We start from the raw sequence: 17,188 nt of genomic DNA, 5'->3' as shown, positions 1-17,188 counted from the left end.
AGGTCCGGGCCGGCGACGGAGGTTGCGCCGCCGGCCCAGGGCGTGTGACCCGCTTCAGCCGAGCACTGTCAGGCGGTGTTGACGTAGAGCTTCCAGCGCTGGTTGGCGTTGCCGTTGCACTGCCAGAGACCGGGGACGGTGCCGTTGGCGTCGTTCCAACCTGGCAGTTCCAGACAGGCGTTGGCGGTGGGGTTGTACAGAGAGCCGTCACCTCGAAGCGTCCAGATCTGACCGGCAGCGCCGGTGCAGTCCATGATGGCGAGCGGTGTGCCCCAGCCGAGCTGGTTGTCACGAGTGGACACGCAGCGTCCGCTGGTGCGCAGAGTGCCGTCGGAGGCGAAGGTGAACTTCTGGGCCGGGCTGTTGTAGCAGTTGTAGAAGGCCAGGTTGCCGCCGTTGGCGCCACCCCAGTTGTCCAGGCACCGGCCCGGGCTGTACATCGAGTTGATGTTGTAGCTGACCGGGGTCGACACCGGCAGCGACTTCGGCGTGGCAAAGCGCGGCAGGCCGTCCTCAGGAGCGGTGCCGAGGTACTGGGTGAGGGTGCCGTCGGCCGCTGTAGCGATCAGGTCCGGGTTGCCGTCGGCGTTGATGTCACCGGGAGAGTCCACGGTGGGGTACGCGGCCGAGCCGAGACCGACCGGGAGGATCGTGCGGGCGGTGGGCAGCTGCCACTTCTGGCTCGCGTCGTCGAGGCAGTCCCAAATGATCAGGCCGGTGCCCGGGGTGTTGACAGCGCCGGGAACAGCAAGGCACTTGTTCGAGTTGGGGTTCCTCAGCGTGGACGTGGCACTGTCGGTGACCCACTTCTGGGCAGCGGTGCTGTTGCAGTCCCACAGCTGGACCCGGAGGCCGTTGTCCTTGGCACCGCCGGGGATGTCCAGGCACTTGCCGAGGACGTGGAGCGATCCGTCGGTGCCGAACGTGAATGACTGGCTTGCGCTGACGGCCGGGTCGGAACAGGTGAACAGAACGGCGGAGGTGGCGTTGTCGGTACGTGTGTGGTCGGTGTCGGCGCACATCCGCTTACCCGCGGCGTCCGTGATGACGGACTGCAGAGGCTGACGGGTCGGCGCGTTCAACGAGTTTGCCTCGGGCCTGCCGTTGGTCATGGGCAGTGGCAGGTTGGCGACCGCGCCAGTGGTGGTGTCGCGGACCCAGAGCGCCGGAGCACCGTTCACGGTGCCCGGGTACAGCAAGGTGAAGCCGCTCCAGTCCTCGCCGGTCTTGCCGAGTTCGATGCCACCAGTGAAGTAGCAGTCGACAAGCGGGCTGGCCGGGTAGTAGCGCAGGCGACCGTTCTCGATGGTGACCAGGTTGGGCCGTCCCTTGTTGCCGGGGACAGGGTTCACCGCGGTCATGTGGGTGATGTTGCCCCAGGTCCCGTCGATCCCGCGCTCGCACAGCGTGGTGCTGGTGCCGACTTGGATCGAGGTGGCGGTGAAGTGACCGGCTGTGCCCTGCGGGACCTTGTTGGAGTCGTTGATGTACAGGAACAGCTGCTTCCCGGCCTTGTCGTAGGCGAACAGGTCGTCGACGCTGTTCTCGGTGACCGAACCGCGGTGCGCAAGGATGTAGTTGTTCCAGTTGTCGTGGCCCGGGCTGCGGTCTGCCGTGGCGGCGACGCCGGGCTGGGCGGTGAAGTCGCTGTTGCCGGGGAGCAGGGCCAACGAGCCGTCGGCCCCCGGGACCAGGTAGTCCGGGACGGCGTCGAAGTTCACGTCACCAGCGACGACCGGGGTGGCAGGATTCCAGGGGGCATAGAAGTCGTAGACGGCCGACTGGGGCTGGGTGTTGCCGGCGTTGTCAGTAGCGCGGACGTACAGGCGGTGGGTGCCCCACGCGTCCGGGTTGAGGTTGATCGGGATGTCGGCGTAGGCGGTGCCGTCGGCCGCGTAGCTGGCCGGGACGGCGCCTTGGCCGGTCGGCTGGCTGTTGTCGTCGAGTGAGTACTGGAACTCGCGGACGCCGCTGGCGATGCAAGTGCCTCGGGAACAGCCGCCCGGCACGGGGTCGGCACTGGTGACCCGGATCGTGGTGTTGGCGTCACCGGCGTGCCCGGTGGGCTTGATGCCGCTACCCAGTGGTGGGAAGACCGTGGACGGCGCGATGTCCGCCAGCGTCGGCGCGCTGAGATCGACGTTGAAGTAGCAGTACGCCGTCCCGGGGCTCTCCAGAATGCCATCGCTGGAACGCGCGTCCCACCCGTACTGGTGGCCGTCCTCGACCCGGAAGCCCAAGTAGGCGGAGCCCCAGCCCCAGCCGTTGATGGTCTGGCTCCAGGGCCACTGACTGTTGCCCGGGTTGCCGTTGGCGTCCGCCGTCATGTTGTCCCAGACGTGGAAGCCGACGGTGATGTTGGTCCCGGGCATGTTGGTGGAGCCCCATGCGTGCAGCACGATGTCGGAGGTGCCGTCCGGCAGGGCCACGGTCTTCCCGATCCAGCCGGGCGTTCCGTTGCCGCAGGCAGGACCGCTGGGATTCACCGGGTCCGGTCGCATGTACATCGAGTCGGGGGAATTCGGCGCGATGTCGTAGGTGGCGGTGACGAACGGGTTCTGGCTGAAGCGCATGAAGTGGTTGTTGCCGGTGGACTCGGTCTCGTCACCGAACAGGCCGACCGTCCAGACCTTGATGCCCTGTTGGGCGACCGAGCGAAGCTGGCTCGTGACGTCAAAGGTCACCGTCTGGTTGCTGCACGGGTAGTGCGCACCCTTCGGCCATTGCGGGGAGTCGATCTGCTGGATGGCCTGCGGCTGGTGGTTCCAGGTGGTGCCGCTGTCGATGCCGCCGGTCCACTTGAGCCAGACCGGGTGCGTCGCGTTGCAGTCGAAGGCTGCGGCGTAGGACTCGTTGAAGACGGCCTTGGCCTCGTTGATATACATCTGCGAGTTCACGAAACCGGTGTCGAACTCGTAGTACGATCGCTCCATTCCGGGGCAACGGGGCGACTCGAAGTGCTGGAAGCCGGCGCCGAGCCCGTTCGTCTGTGGCTTGTCGTAGTTCGGGTCGTCGGGACAACCCTGCTGGACCTCGACGAAGTGCCGGGTGCCCATGGCAGGGGTCGGTTGGAAGCTCGGGTCGATGTAGAGCGGCCACACGGTGCCTTTGCCTGCGAGTAGCTCGGCGTCGGGGATGAGCGTCAGCACATTGGCGTTGGCCTTCACACCGATTGGCTTGACGTTCGCGCCCCTGCCGGGCTCGTCGATCGAGGAAGCGTCACCGGACTCGGCCGACCCCTCCTGTGAGGCCGGCGCCGCGGATCTGCCGGCGACCGACCGGCTGGGCTCAGCCGGCGCGATCGAGGACCCTGTCTCCTTGGCGGAGTCCCACATGACCGGGGCAGGTGCCTCGAAGACCGGCTTACCGTCGGGTGCGGCGACGGTGATGCCGCCCTGCTCGTCGGTGGTGACCTTCAGGTCCGTGGTGGATGTGCCGAACGAGAGTGACTTCAACCTAGGGTCGGCTGCCGCCTGGGCGTCCTTGACCACCAGCACCTCGCGGATGCTGCCCTGGTCGCCGACCTCGACGTGTAGGTCGACGCCGGGCAAGACCTCCGGGTACACGGCGGTGTCACCGGTCACCGTCGGTTTGGGCAACTCCACCGGAAAGGTCAATGCGAGGCTTCGACCCTGATGATTCGTCATGGTTACGAGTGGACCGGTGCCGCCGCCGGAGAGGATGACATCCGAGGGCGTGGCCTTGGGGGCGTAGCTGCCGTCGGCGTTGCGGCCCAAGCTCGCGTCGACGTTGATCCAGCCGCCGCTCCTCTTCACCCGGGCAGGCAGCACGTGCTTGGTGATGTTGAGCCTGCCGTCAGGCTGAGCGATCGTGAGTGAGGTCTCGGTCGTCAGCTCCTCAACGGTGACCGGCATCCCGGTCGATCTCGCCTTCGCACGGGCCGCTTGGACGGGACCGCCGGCGGGTACGGCCGGAGTCGGTGCGGCGCTATGACCCGGTGGGACGGCGAAGGGCCGGTCGTCGGCGAGCGCGATGCACGGAGCCGCGCCCAGAACGAGCCCGAGGGCGCCGGCAGGCGCGAGAAGCCTCGTCAGCCGGTTGCGCATCCGTGGCCTGGACGGGCTGAAATCTCCCATGGTGTGTCAGTTCACTTTCACAGAGGGGCCTTGCCCGGGTACACGGCGTTCATGTGTGATGTATCACGTCGATCGGAGTGGCCCAGGCGGCCTTTGTCTTATTTTGACTGCCTTCCGATCCGCCATCAACTGATGTTGCGTCAATCTGGCGATTCGGATGCAGTCGAACGGTATTGCGAACAGGGGTGCGTGAGCAATACCGTTCCGCCGGTCATGCTGGGCCGACTTCTGCCCGGGCATCGTCACAGGTCACAGACCTGATTCTGTTTCACTGACACGGAGGAATCCGGATGCAGCCCCGACGGGGAACGTTCGTTAACTCTCCATGGGGAGGAGGTGGCCGATGGCGAAACACATTGACGGTATCCGCCCTCGCTGCCGCACTCTCACTCGTGGTTCCACTGATAGGGGAGGGAGTCGCCTACACTGCCCTGGCGGCTGACGGTAAGCAGGCGTCGCTGCCGAGGCTTCCGGAGGTCGGCGGCCGCAACGCCGACACCAACCGGGAACCGAAGCCGCTGCCGCACCCAGCCGGCGCACGCGAACTCCAGGCGCACAGTGCAGGGGCGGTGACCTGGCCGAGTGCGGACACGGTCACCGTCGACTTGCAGAACAAGATCGACCTGCCGACTGCCAAGGGCGGGGCCGGGACGAACGCCGTGCCCACGGTCCGCGCCGGTGACACTCCGGTACTGATCAGCCCCTCCGTGTCTCCCAAGGCGGACGCGGCCACTGAAGCCCCGTCCACCGCAAAGCCCGGCTCCGTCGAGGTGAAGGTCGCAGACCGGGCCCAGACCCAGAAGGCGAACATCAACGGTCTGCTGGTCGGCCTCAAGCGGGCCGACGGCGGCAAGGACGTCACAAGCCTCGACGTGTCCCTCGACTACAGCACCATAGCCGACGCCTACGGCGGCGGCTGGGCCTCCCGCCTGCGGCTGGTCGCGATGCCGGCCTGTGCGCTCACCACGCCCGAGCGCGCCGAGTGTCGCACCCGCCAGCCGGTGGCCTCCATCATCGACCCGGTCGCCAAGAAGATCACCGGCACTGTTGTCCTGCCGGCCGGTGGCTCGGGGCCTGAAGCCGAGTCCGGCCGTGGCGAAGCCCCGGCGATGCTCGATCCAGTCCGCTCGTCCAGTATCGGCTCGGCCCCGAGCACCGCCGGCATCGCCCTCGGCGCGGTTTCCGAGGCCGGTGGCTCGCAGGGCTCCTACACCGCGACCGACCTGTCTTCGTCCGGTACCTGGTCGCAGAGTGCGTCGGGCGCGTTCACATACTCGTACCCGATCACGACTCCCCCCTCGGTCGGCGGCGAGACACCAGGGGTCGAGTTGTCGTACAACTCCCAGTCGGTCGACGGTCAGACCTCGGCGCGCAACTCGCAGGCCTCGTGGATCGGCGACGGCTGGGGGTACAGCCCAGGTTTCATCGAACGCTCCTACAGGGCGTGCGCGAACGCGGGTATCAAGGACTCCGGTGACCTCTGCTGGACAGGCTGGAACGCGACCCTGTCGCTGGGCTCGCACTCCGGTGAGCTGATCCGTGACGCCAGTGGCAGCTACCACCTGCTGAGCGATGACGGCACCCGCATCGAGCGGCTGACTGGGGCGGCGAACGGCCTGTGGGAAGGCGAGTACTTCAAGGTCACGACCACCGACGGCACGGCCTACTATCTCGGCCTGAACCACGCACCCGGCACCGGGTCGGACACACCGACCAACAGCGCCTGGGGCGTGCCGGTCTACCACCCGAATGGCGGCGACCCCTGCTACACCGCTGCCAAGGGGAAGAACTCCCAGTGCGACCAGCAGATCGGCTGGCGCTTCAACCTTGACTTCGTCGTCGACCCGCACGGCAACGTCCAGCGTTACGACTGGGCCACCGAGACGAACCGCTATGCCATGGGAGGCGGCCAGGCGGCCTCCGCCGGCGGATCCGGAACCCTCACCCCGTACACGCGCGGCGGCCAGATGACCCGCCTCTCCTACGGCTACCAGCTGGCTGACGCGGTTGCAGGCCGTGAGCCCTCGGCTCGGGTGAACTTCGACATCGCCGAGCGGTGCGTGGTCTCGGACGCTGCCTGCAAGCCGGAGAACCTCGCGGCCTCTACCGCGAAGGACTGGCCGGACGTCCCCTACGACCTGGCTTGCCTCGACGGATGGCCCACCAGTGGTAGCGGCAGCAACGTCTGCTGGACAGCCTCGCCGACCTTCTGGTCCACCAAGCGCCTGCGCGGCATCAACACCGAACTGCGCACCGAGGCCGGCTGGAAGGCCGTGGACCGGTACGACCTGAAGCACGTGTTCTCCGACGCCGGCGGCATCATCGATCCGGTGACGGGCAAAGCCCCGGAGAAGCAGGCGGCCGCGCTGCAGTCGGTGATGTGGCTGTCCGAGATCCGACACACGGCCCTGGACACGTCCGCCGGCGGATCCGGTCAGGTCGGGCTCGATCCGGTGACCTTCGCAGGAACCGAGATCGACAACCGCGTGGACGGCCCGACCCCGGCCGCGCCACCGCTCTACCGGCCCCGCATCATCGGGATCAACACGGAGTCCGGCACGTCGATCGCGGTGACCTACCGTGACGCCGAGTGCTCTCGGGCCAAGGGCGTCATGCCTGCCTCCGCGGACAGCAACACGATGGCCTGCTACCCGGTGTACTGGACCCGCCCGGGCACCTCCGAGCCGATCGCCGACTGGTTCCAAAAGACCCTGGTGGCCAAGGTCACGGTCACCGACAACACCACTGCCGCCTCCCCGCCCCGCGAGACGTCCTACACCTACGGGGGCGGCGCGGCATGGCACCGCGACGACTCCGACCTGACGGACGACCAGTACCGCACGTGGAACGACTTCCGCGGCTTCCGCACCGTCACCACTACGACGGGTTCCGGACCTGATCCGCTCAGCCAGACCACGGTGTCGTACTTCCAGGGCATGGACGGCGACTACACGGCCGCGCCCGGCCGCACGACCCGTCGCAGCGTCAAGCTGAAGAACTCGCTCGGCGAGGAGACCGTTGACAGCCCCTGGCTCGCCGGAACCCCGCAGGAGTCGGTCACCTACAGCCAGGCGGGTGGGACGCCCATTGCCAAGCAGCTCTCCGATGCCCCGGTCGTCGTTCCAGTGGCCGGCGCCAGCCGTGCCCGTACGGCCTGGAGCTCGAAGACGGGCACACCGCTCTCGAACCTCCCACCGCTCGAGTCACGACGCATGAAGGAGTCCGGCGGCCGTACCAGCGTCCTGCTGTCGGACGGCACGTGGCGGACCTCGCGTACCAACTCGAAGTTCGACGACCAGGGGCGAGCTCAGAAGGTCGAAGCACAGCCCGACGTGACGAGTTCGGCGGACCTTACCTGTACCACGACCGGCTACGCGAAGCCCCCGGCGAGCAACCCGATGATGCTCGCGTACCCCAGCTCCGTCCTGACCGTGGCCGGTGATTGCAACACCAGCGGCTCCGCCACTACGACCGTCAGTGATCGTCGGATCGTCTACGACGGCAGCGCCGACCCGAACAACCCCGGCCTGCCGGGCGTCCTCGGGCAGAACGGCACCACGGTCGGCAACGCGACCGCCACCCAGAGCGTCAAGTCCTACGACGCCCAAGGAAACGCCACCTACCAGACGCTCGGTGCCCAGGCGTTCGACGCCTACGGGCGTGTGGTCCGCAGTGTCGATGCCTCAGGCGGGGTCAGCCTCAGCACCTACACGCCGGCTACCGGCGTCCTCCCGTCGGAGGTCGCCACCGTCAACCCGCTCGGTTGGGCGGCGAAGAGCATCGTCTCGCCGGCCCGCGGGCTGGTGACGCGGGCCGTCGACGCCAACGGTCGGATCACGGACTCGACCTACGACCCACTCGGCCGGCGGACCGCAGTCTGGCTGCCGGGCAACTCCAAGGACGAGGGCAAGCCGGCGGATCGCACCTTCGCCTACGAAATGCGCGGCACGGATCCGCGTTCGGGTGTCCGTGGCACCGCGCCGAGCGTCACTACCAGCACCCTGCTGGAACGTGGAAGCCGGGCGACGTCCATCACCATCTACGACGGGTTCCTACAGCCCCGCCAGACCCAGGCCACCCCGACCAACGGTGAGGCCGGGCGGATCCTGAACCATACCCGCTACGACAGCCACGGCCAGGTCACCAAGAGGACGGCCGAATGGTTCGACGGCAAGAACGGCGCTCCCAGCACCACCCTGTTCGAGGAGAAGGACACCGACGCTCCGTCCCAGGTCCGATACGTCTACGACGGCACGGGGCGACAGATCGCCGCGAAGCTGAACGGCAAGGGCACCGAGCTCTGGCAGACCGTCACCTCGTACCCTGGGGCGGACCGGACCGACACCACCCCGCCGAGCGGCGGTACGCCGACCACCGTCCTCACCGACGCGCTCGGCCGTACGGCCACCTCCGTCCTGCACGGCGGAGCCGGCGCGGGCGACGCCACCACCCGTTACACCTACGACCAGCGCGGGCAGCTCTCCACCATCAGGGACAGCGCCGGGAACACATGGTCCTACGCCTATGACCTCCAGGGTCGACGGGTCTCCCAGAGTGACCCGGACGCCGGCAACTCGAGCACCAGTTACGACGACCTAGGCCGTATCAGCAGCACCACCGACGGCACGGGCAGGCAGCTCTCCTTCACTTACGACATCCTCGGGCGCGTCATCGGCCGGTACGAGGGCACCAACACCGGCGACCAGGGCAAGCTGCTCGCCTCCTACACCTACGACACAGTGGCCAAGGGCTACCCGACATCCGCCACCCGCTACGTCGGCGGAGCCGGCGGCAGCGCCTACGTGAAGAGGGTGAACGGCTACACCGCGCGGTACCAGCCGACCAGCACCACGACCACCGTTGCGGCGGCCGAGGGCAAGCTGGCCAACGACTACACACAGACCTTCCACTACAGCGACAATCTCGGTCTGCCCGCAGGTGTGAGCTACGGGCCCGACGGCGGACTTCCCACCGAGAAGTACGGTATCGGCCGCAGCGAGCTCGGCCAGGTCGTCTCCACCGGAACCGACATCACTCCGCTCCTGGACCTGGCGAACTACAATCCGCTCGGCCAGCTACTCCGATCGCAGTACGGCAGCGCCGGATCACTCATGCGCACGGCCCGCACCTACGACGACATCACCGGCCGTGTCACCACCAGCAGCGTCAAGTTCCAGGAAGCCGACGCCAACCCGATCTCACGCACCACGTACGGCTACAACCAGGCGGGCGCGCTCACCAGCATCTCCGAGCTGCAGTCCTCGGGGGGCACCGACCAGGCCTTCGACACCCAGTGCTTCCGCTACGACGGCCTCAACCGTCTGGTGGAGGCGTGGACCGACACCTGGGGCGTCACCACCCCGACCGCGGGTGTGGTCTCCCAGTGCAACAACAGCAACCCCGGGCCGGCCACCATCGGGGGTCCGGCACCGTACTGGCAGAGCTTCCAGTACAACAAGCTCGGTGACCGTACCCAGCAGGTCCTTCACGACGTCACCGGCGACACCGCCCGCGACGTCACGCAGACGAGCAGCTACCAGGGAGACGGCCAGACTCCGGCGGCCAGGCCGAACGGCGTCACGGGCGTGACCACTCGTACCGGTCAGGCGACGGCACGGATCACCTCCGCGCTGGCGGCCACCGACGGCTCGGCGCTCTGCATGGACGTCTGGGGTGCCAGGACCGCGGACGGCACCGCTGTTGGGACCTGGACCTGTAACGACACCGGTGCCCAGAAGTGGACCCGCCCCGGTGACGGGACGCTGCGCGCCCTCGGCAAGTGTGCCGCCCCGGTCGGTGGCACGGGCGGTGCGGGCGTCAGGATCGAGCTGACCGCTTGCACCGGCAGCGACAACCAGAAGTGGCAGGATGGCGGCAACGGCGCCCTGGTCCACACCGCATCCACCCTCTGCCTGGAGGTTCCCGGCTGGAACCAGACCCCGGGTGCCCAGCTCGGCCTCTGGTACTGCAACACCAACCCCAACCACCGGTGGACCTCCACCGCCAGCGCGCCCACCGGCCCGAGCTACTCGGCGACACTGACGCCGCAGTACGACGCTCAGGGCAACACCGTAAGCCGCAGCACCACCAGGACCGGTACGCTCACCTCGGCCGTCGCCACTGGCGGGACCCCGCTCTGCCTCGACGCCGACGGAGCCCGCAACGCGAACGGCACCGCGGTCCAGACCTGGACGTGCAACGGCACCAACGCACAGGACTGGACCCTCGGACCTGACGGCACCTTGAAGGTTCTCGGAGCCTGCGCCCGCCCGGTCGGCGGCCAGGCCGGTGCAGCCGTGGCGATCGAGCTGTGGGCCTGCGACGGCAGCGACAGCCAGCGCTGGGGCGCCGCTGCGGACGGCAGCCTCGTCCACCAGTCCGGCCTCTGCCTTGACCTCCCGTACGCCAACAGCAACCCCGGAATCCGCCTGCTGCTGTGGCACTGCAACCAGGGCTCCAACCAGAAGTGGGGTGCCGGGGAGTCCAAGCCGACGGCCGGCTCCACCCAGGCGTTCACCTACAACGCCGAGGGCCGCACCGAATCCGTCACCACGTCTAACGGCAGCACAAGCAGTACATCCCGCTACCTCTACGACGCCGACGGCGGCCTGCTGATTCAGCGAGGTCCGGAGGGCACCATCCTCTACCTGTTCGGCGGCGCCGAACAGCTCACCCTTTCCGCGGACGGAAGCACGGTCAGTGGCAACCGCTACTACGCCCAACCCGACGGCGCCGTGGTCGTCCGCTCCAGCAGTGGAGCCCTGACCTACCAACTGCGCGACCCCCAGCACACCTCTGCCCTGCAGGTAGACGCGACAACCAAGGCCATCAGCCGGCGTGCCTTCGACCCCTACGGTGCGCCACGTGGGACGAGCCCCAGCACGTGGTCGGACAACCGCGGGTATCTGGGCAAGCCGGTCGACGCCAACAGCGGTCTGAGTCTGCTGGGCGCTCGCAACTACGATCCGGTGCTCGGTCGATTCCTTACCGTCGACCCCGTTCTGATGGCTGGGGATCCCAACCAGATGGGGGGCTACACGTACGCCAGCAACAACCCCGTCAACCTTACCGACGCGGATGGGCTCTGGCCGAAGTGGATGAAGAGCGCGGGCAAGTTCATCGCAGGCGCAGTGGATCAGGCCGCTGGCTGGATGGCCCCGTACAGTCCGTATGCGGCGGGGAACAACATTCTCGCCGGGGTCAACCAGTCCGTGTCTCAGCAGACCGGTGCACCCGTCTTTCCGGGCATCACCCCGATGCAGATCACCGAGACCCCGATCGCGGACGCCTTCGGCATCCCTCACGACGACCCGGCCTACGTTGCCGGGCGCGTCACCGAGGCCGTGGTCGAGATCGCGGCTGACGGCGTAGGTGCCGTCAAGCTGGCGGCCAAGGGCATCAGGGCCGCCACCAGCGCGGTCAGGGAAGCCGGTGGAATCAAGAACGCACTTGGCAAGCTCTGGCCTAAGAAGGGCGCTCCCAAGCCTGACGCGTCGGGACCGAAGACCTCGCCGACCGAGCCGCACATCCCCAAGACCAGGCCCGCGGACCCCAAGCCCCCGGCGACTCCGAAGGCCGAGCCGACATCCCCTCAGACTCCAGTCGGATCCGCCTGCAGTTTCACACCTGACACGCCAGTACTGATGGCCGACGGCTCGGTGAAGCCGATCGCCACCGTCAAGACCGGCGACCAGGTGCGAGCAGCTGACCAATGGACCGCGACCGACAAGGGCGGACGCAAGGTCACCGCTACCTGGTCGCATGACGACGACGACCTCGTCGACCTGCGCGTCAAGACCGGTAACACCGCCAGCACGATCAAGACGACCGCCAACCACCCGTTCTGGGACCAGACCGACCACAAGTGGGTCCCCGCCGGCTCTCTGGTCAAGGGCCACCGCCTGACCACGACCACGGGTGAGTCCGTCACCGTCACTGCGGTGCGAATGGTCCACAACGAAGCCCGCATGTACAACCTGACGGTCGCCGACCTCCACACGTACTATGTGCTGGCAGGCAACACGCCAGTACTGGTGCACAACACTTGCCCGACGGCATATAAGTTGTCACTGGACCCTGGAGCGCCGAAGGGCAGCGGGGCGAATCAGGCGTACCAGATCAGGGTGGTCGGTTCGACTGAATACCATGCCACGGGCGGAGGGACTCAGGTTTGGGCAGACGGCCTCGATGCCAATACATCCGAGCTCTTGGATGCGAAGTACGTTGGCAACCCTGGGCGTAGCCCGTTTGTGCCGGGCGGGAAGGTGCCAGGTTTCATCCAAGCGAAAATTGACGCAAAAATGGATGATGAGTTCTCCCGATACGCTGCGGTCATCAATGACCCAGGGAATCCGCTTGTGGGACTCCGTGTCATCACCAATGAATCAGGTGCTGTGCCATACTTTACGGGCCTGATGCAGAAGCACGGCGTCCCTGGCCGTGTAGTCGTGATCCCATAGGAAAGGACCAGGTCAGTGACGTATCTAGCCATCTTCGAGGGCCAGAGTCGTGGGGTTCGGCGCTCGGACCTGATCACAGCCTTGGAGCGAGACTGGCCGACTGCCGTGATTCGCGAGCGACAAGGATCTCAGGAATCCAGGGATGTTGTTTGGACCTACTCGGAGGGTGGCCGGGACCTTGAGGGCTACTCCCACGTGGACGGGACCTGCATCTATCTCGATTCTCCCCTTGATTTGGCTGCGAGGTTCGCGCTCTGGTTCAGGCGGCTGGTGCCGTCTGATGTGGAGCTCGTATTTTGTGATGACGGCTATAACTTCAATGGGATCATCGAGCCAGGAATGGATCTCGACGGCGTGATGGCCATCGCCTCTGACGCGTAATATCTCCCGTCGGCGCGAGTTGAAGCGAATTCGCTGCCATCTGGCTAATGACAGTGGGCCCCATCGGAATTAATTCCGATGGGGCCCACTGTGGCGTCTGACGGCAGTAGTTGACGGCAACGTCAACGGACGAGCGCTGCACAAAGCGGCGGATCATCGCCATCGTCGGGCTCGGTGGCTGCCGCGGAGGGCTTGCCGAGGGTACGGCCGAGGAGGTCGATGGCGTCGCGCTGGAGGCGGAGGCGGACGTGGGCGTACACGGTCGCGGTGACGCCGATGTGGGCGTGCCCGAGGAGTTCCTTGATGACGACGAGTTCGACGCCCTGTTCGAGGAGGAGAGTCGCGGTCGAGTGCCGCAGGTCGTGGAATCGGATCGCTCGCAGGCGGGAGCAGCGGAGCAGGGCGTTGAAGTGCCGTGTGAGGGTGGCGGGTTCGATGGGGTGGCCGTCTGGGCGGGTGAAGACGAGGCCGTGCTCCAGCCACTCTGCGCCGGCTTGCTGCTTCTCGCGGGCCTGTCGGTCACGGTGTGTGCGGAGCGAGGCGACGCAGGCGTCGGGGAGGGCGATGCGGCGTTCGGAGCTGATGGTCTTGGTGGGCAGGGTGGTGAGGCCGCTTGTGCGGGTGCGCTGGAGGGTGCGGCGGATGCTGGCGGTGCAGTTGGCGAGGTCGAGGTCTTCCCAGCGCAGGCCGAGGAGTTCGCCCTTGCGGAGTCCGGTGCGCAGGGCCAGTTCGAACAGTGCGTGCAGGCGGTGGCTCTGTGCGGAGGTGAGGAAGGTGCGGGCCTCGTGGGCGGTGAGGGGGTTGAAGCGGCGGGGTCGGGGTGTGCCGGTGCGGACGCTGCGGGCGACGTTGCGCGGGATCTCTTCCTCGCGGACGGCGTGTTCCAGGGCGGACTTGAGCACGGAGTGGATATAGGCGAGGGTCAGCGGGGAGAGGTACTTGCGGCAGCACTTGCCGATGGCGCAGCAGCGCGGGCGGCGGCCGGCCTGGGCGTCGGGCTTGCGGCGGGCGTCGATGCCGCGTGCGCAGCACTGGCAGATGGTCCGCAGGTCGTTGAGCCAGGTGCGGACATCCTTGGCGGTGAGCTTGGCGAGCTTCTTCCTGCCCAGGCCCGGTATCAGGTACTGGTGGACGACGGCGGTGTAGCGGGTGTGGGTGGTCTCGCGGAGCTGGTGGACGGCGACGTTCTCCAGCCAGTACGTCAGGTAGGCGGCGAGGCTGCCCTGGGCGGTGACGACGGGGACGCCGCGGTTGCTGGCGGAGATCTTCTCGGTCAGCTTGGCCAGCGCCTCCTTGCGCGAGTTGCCGTAGACGCGGACGCGCTTGCGAGTGTCGCCGGGTGCGAGGACGTAGCCGGCGGCTTCCCAGCGGCCGTCCTTGCGCTGGTAGACGGTGCCGTCGCCGTTGGCCCGGACACGGCGTGAGGCGGCGGGGGCGTTGCGGGGCGTGGTCATCAGGCGGCTTCCTGTTCGAGTCGAGTGGTGATGAGCTCGGCGAGCGCGTGGGCGGGGATGCGGCGGGCGCGGCCGAGGGTGAGGGAGGCGAGTTGCCGGCTGCGGATGAGGTCGTAGACGGCGGAGCGGCTGATCTTGAGCCGGGCCATGACCTCGGGGACGGTGAGGAGCTCAGCACCGGCGGTCACTCGATGACCCCTTGCCGGTCGGCGTGGGTCGACCGGTGACCGGGGTGACCGGGTCGGTGACCGCCGGAGTGACCGGGGGCGTCCGGTCGGCGTCCGTCAGGCCGGGTGGGCCGCTTGGCTTCCAGGAGGTCGGCGAGGTGGGCGAGTTCGGGCAGGAGTCCGGTTCCTGCGTACTGCCAGTGCGACAGGACGAGGGTCGTGTCCGTGCCGCCGCGCTGACCGGCAAAGCGACCGGCTCGGTGACCGGCGGTCAGGTCACCGTGGTCATCGCGGTCACCGCGCCGGTCACTGTCCGGCTGTCCGCCAGTGGGCAGGATTTTGCCGGCCTCCGTCTGCTCAGGGCGCGGGCCGACGGCAGCCTGAGCGGTGGCCTCGGATTGGCGGGCTCGCCAGGCGGTGCGTTCAGCGCGCAGTTGGGTGAGAGTGGTCGAGTAGTGGCGGGTGCGGGTCGAGAAATGTCCTCGGAAGCCGAGCATGTGAGCCCATTGCCGCAGGCGGAGGTGGGCGTGCTCGGGGCGGGTGGCGAGGTGCCAGGCGGTGTGGATCATGCGGCGGGCGTGGTCGGTGATGTCGTACTGGGCGAGCTCGGCGAGGAGGCGGAGGCGGCGGTCGAGGGTGCCGGTGGTGGTCTCGGCACCCTTGGTGGCGTACTTGGCGATGTAGGCGGCAACGTGCCGGTCGGTGACAGGACTGTCGCCGGTGAAGTCCGTGCCGCGGATGGGCCGGACGTCGGTCTGCCGCCCGAACCGGAATACCAACGCCCGTGCCCGATCAGCGTCCTGTGATCGGGGTGTGTCCCCGTCGCGCTGCCGCAGCTGGCCTTCGGGCAGGACACGGGTGCGTACGGCGGCGGTGCGTACGGCGTGGTCGAGGAGCTCGGTGGTGGCCCAGGCGGGCGGGGTACTGGCGGGCCCGGTGGGTCCGTCGAGGCGGATGACGGCATGGAAGTGGACCTGGCCGCGCTTTTGGTACTCGGCGACCTTGGCGTAGGAGAGGGTGGCGTGGTGCCGCAGGGTGCGCTGGGTGAGTCCGGCGGCCTTGGCGATCTCGCGGCGCAGGTGGGTGGTGAAGCGTGCCCAAAGGGCCGGGGCGTGCGCGTTCCACAGCACCGCGCCGGTGTAGTCGTAGCGGTCGGGGTCGAGCGGGCTGCCGAGCAGTGGATCGCCGTCCGGGTGGGCCTGGCCGCAGGGGCAGTGGCCGGTGTCGGGCTGGTTGTGGACGGGGCCGAAGCCGGGCGCGGTGAGGGTGGCGAAGACGCGCGGGTGCGCTGCGACGCCGGCCGGGACGGTCTTGCCGCCGCGCAGTCCGGCGGCGATGAGCTGGTAGGTGTCGTAGCGGTAGACGGTCGAGCAGGCCGGGCAGCGGGTGACGCGGCGGTTGCCGCAGCGGACCAGCAGCTCGCCCGCCGGGAGGTGCCGCGCGTCGAGGTGGTCGAGGACCTGGCCCGTCGCGGTGTCGACGCGGGTGTGGTGCCCGGTGAGGCGGATCGGGCGGGCGCAGCCGCGGAGCCCGCCGACCTGGCGGGCCAGGGGTGAGAGGTGCCCGGCGGCGGCGAGCTTGGCCAGCTTGGCGGTCAGCCGCGCCCGGCGTTCCAGCGCCGAGTTCCTGTTCGCGGACGTGTCGGTGCTGGTGGTGAGTGCCGGCGCGGCGAACGCCGCGCCGGCGGGAGTGGAGGTGGTTGCGGGGGTGGGGAGTAGGAGCTGCGCGGGCATGGGGACAGACCTCCGGCAGGAGTCGGGAGAAGAGGAGAGGCGATTGAGGGGCGACCCGGGTGATCGGCGCACGTGGGCACGGTGCGCTTGACGGCGGGCGCGGATGGTGGGCCGGGGACGTCTGGCCTGGTCAGCGGTGGTGTTCACCAGCGGTGCGTGAAGGTAGCATCGCTTCAAGTGCGCATTCAAGTGCATCCCTCCTCATCTATTTCGGTAGGCGATGGGGATGCGAGTACTGTGGCTCTGGTTTCCGGTTTGGACGGGCCGGGTTTCGGTGGTAGAGGGCGCAGAGAAGGCGGGGTGACCTGCGGTGACGGTGGGGCGGCGGGGGCGTAGGCCAGAGGGCGGCACGGTGTTGCTGACGTTCGAGGTCATCGCCGACGCCCTGCGGGAACGGATCCGCTCCGGCGGGCTGAAGCCGGGAGACGCGCTGCCAACACAGGCCGTGTTGATGGCGGAGTACGGGGCCTCCAGCCTGTCCGTGCAGAAGGCCATGGCCCTGCTGAAGCAGGACGGCTACGCGATCTCCCGCCCCGGCAAGGGAGCCTTCGTCGCTCACCCCGACGACGCTGATGACCTCGACGGCCTGGACGTCGGGACCGCGCGCGTCGGCAGGACGGTGGCTCGCGTCGAGGCGCTGGAGCTGGCACTGGCCGAGACGCTTGATCAGCTCACCGCTCTGCGTGCCCGCGTCGAAGCCCTTGAAGCGGGCGGCACCGAGCGAGGTTGCTGACCCGTCGGCCGCTGGACGGCCAGGGGCCGGGGATGCGTCCAGATTTTCTCTACGAGGTTCAAGGCGGTGCCCCGCCCGTCCGAGCTGGCCGAACGCCGCCGACCGAGCGGTTGCCGGGTGTTCAGCCGCTGCCCGCATGAAGTGCTGGTGGAGCGAGCAAGCCG

7 protein-coding genes are annotated in these 17,188 nt (G+C 68.1%); 3 read left to right on the top strand and 4 right to left on the bottom strand.

Annotated elements, in window-relative coordinates; genetic code table 11:
• Positions 1-68 precede the first annotated feature (68 nt).
• On the bottom strand, positions 69-4,067 hold the full coding sequence (locus ACF9IK_RS04635) for a ricin-type beta-trefoil lectin domain protein (protein ID WP_395292957.1): 3,999 nt from the start codon (positions 4,065-4,067) through the stop codon (positions 69-71).
• Between the two features lie 320 nt (positions 4,068-4,387).
• Between ACF9IK_RS04635 and ACF9IK_RS04630 the strand changes: the two genes are divergently transcribed.
• Together ACF9IK_RS04630 and ACF9IK_RS04625 are read left to right on the top strand one after the other, a co-directional pair.
• The gene (locus ACF9IK_RS04630; RefSeq protein ID WP_395292956.1) at positions 4,388-12,556 is read left to right on the top strand and encodes a ricin-type beta-trefoil lectin domain protein; all 8,169 of its coding nucleotides are present in this window, start codon (positions 4,388-4,390) and stop codon (positions 12,554-12,556) included.
• 15 nt (positions 12,557-12,571) lie between these two features.
• Entirely contained in the window at positions 12,572-12,937 is a 366-nt protein-coding gene (locus tag ACF9IK_RS04625; protein WP_395292955.1) for a hypothetical protein, read from the top strand.
• A gap of 122 nt (positions 12,938-13,059) precedes the next feature.
• On the opposite strand, the gene ACF9IK_RS04620 is transcribed toward ACF9IK_RS04625, so the two are convergent.
• The 3 genes from ACF9IK_RS04620 to ACF9IK_RS04610 are packed head-to-tail and all read right to left on the bottom strand — an operon-like array spanning position 13,060 to position 16,291.
• A complete protein-coding gene (locus tag ACF9IK_RS04620) occupies positions 13,060-14,391 on the bottom strand; it encodes a tyrosine-type recombinase/integrase (protein WP_395292954.1) in 1,332 nt (443 codons plus the stop codon).
• A complete protein-coding gene (locus tag ACF9IK_RS04615) occupies positions 14,391-14,579 on the bottom strand; it encodes a helix-turn-helix domain-containing protein (protein WP_395292953.1) in 189 nt (62 codons plus the stop codon). The genes ACF9IK_RS04620 and ACF9IK_RS04615 overlap by 1 nt, the downstream gene beginning before the upstream one ends.
• The gene (locus ACF9IK_RS04610; protein ID WP_395292952.1) at positions 14,576-16,291 is read right to left on the bottom strand and encodes a replication initiator; all 1,716 of its coding nucleotides are present in this window, start codon (positions 16,289-16,291) and stop codon (positions 14,576-14,578) included. The genes ACF9IK_RS04615 and ACF9IK_RS04610 overlap by 4 nt, the downstream gene beginning before the upstream one ends.
• A 352-nt stretch (positions 16,292-16,643) precedes the next feature.
• On the opposite strand from ACF9IK_RS04610, the gene ACF9IK_RS04605 reads away from it, so the two are divergent.
• Positions 16,644-17,024, top strand: a complete 381-nt coding sequence (locus ACF9IK_RS04605) for a winged helix-turn-helix domain-containing protein (RefSeq protein ID WP_395292951.1) — start codon at positions 16,644-16,646, stop codon at positions 17,022-17,024.
• The last annotated feature ends 164 nt before the right edge of the window (positions 17,025-17,188 follow it).

This window comes from Kitasatospora hibisci, assembly GCF_043950205.1.
GTDB lineage: Bacteria > Actinomycetota > Actinomycetes > Streptomycetales > Streptomycetaceae > Kitasatospora > Kitasatospora hibisci.
This window is presented reverse-complemented; position numbering and strand designations above follow the sequence as displayed.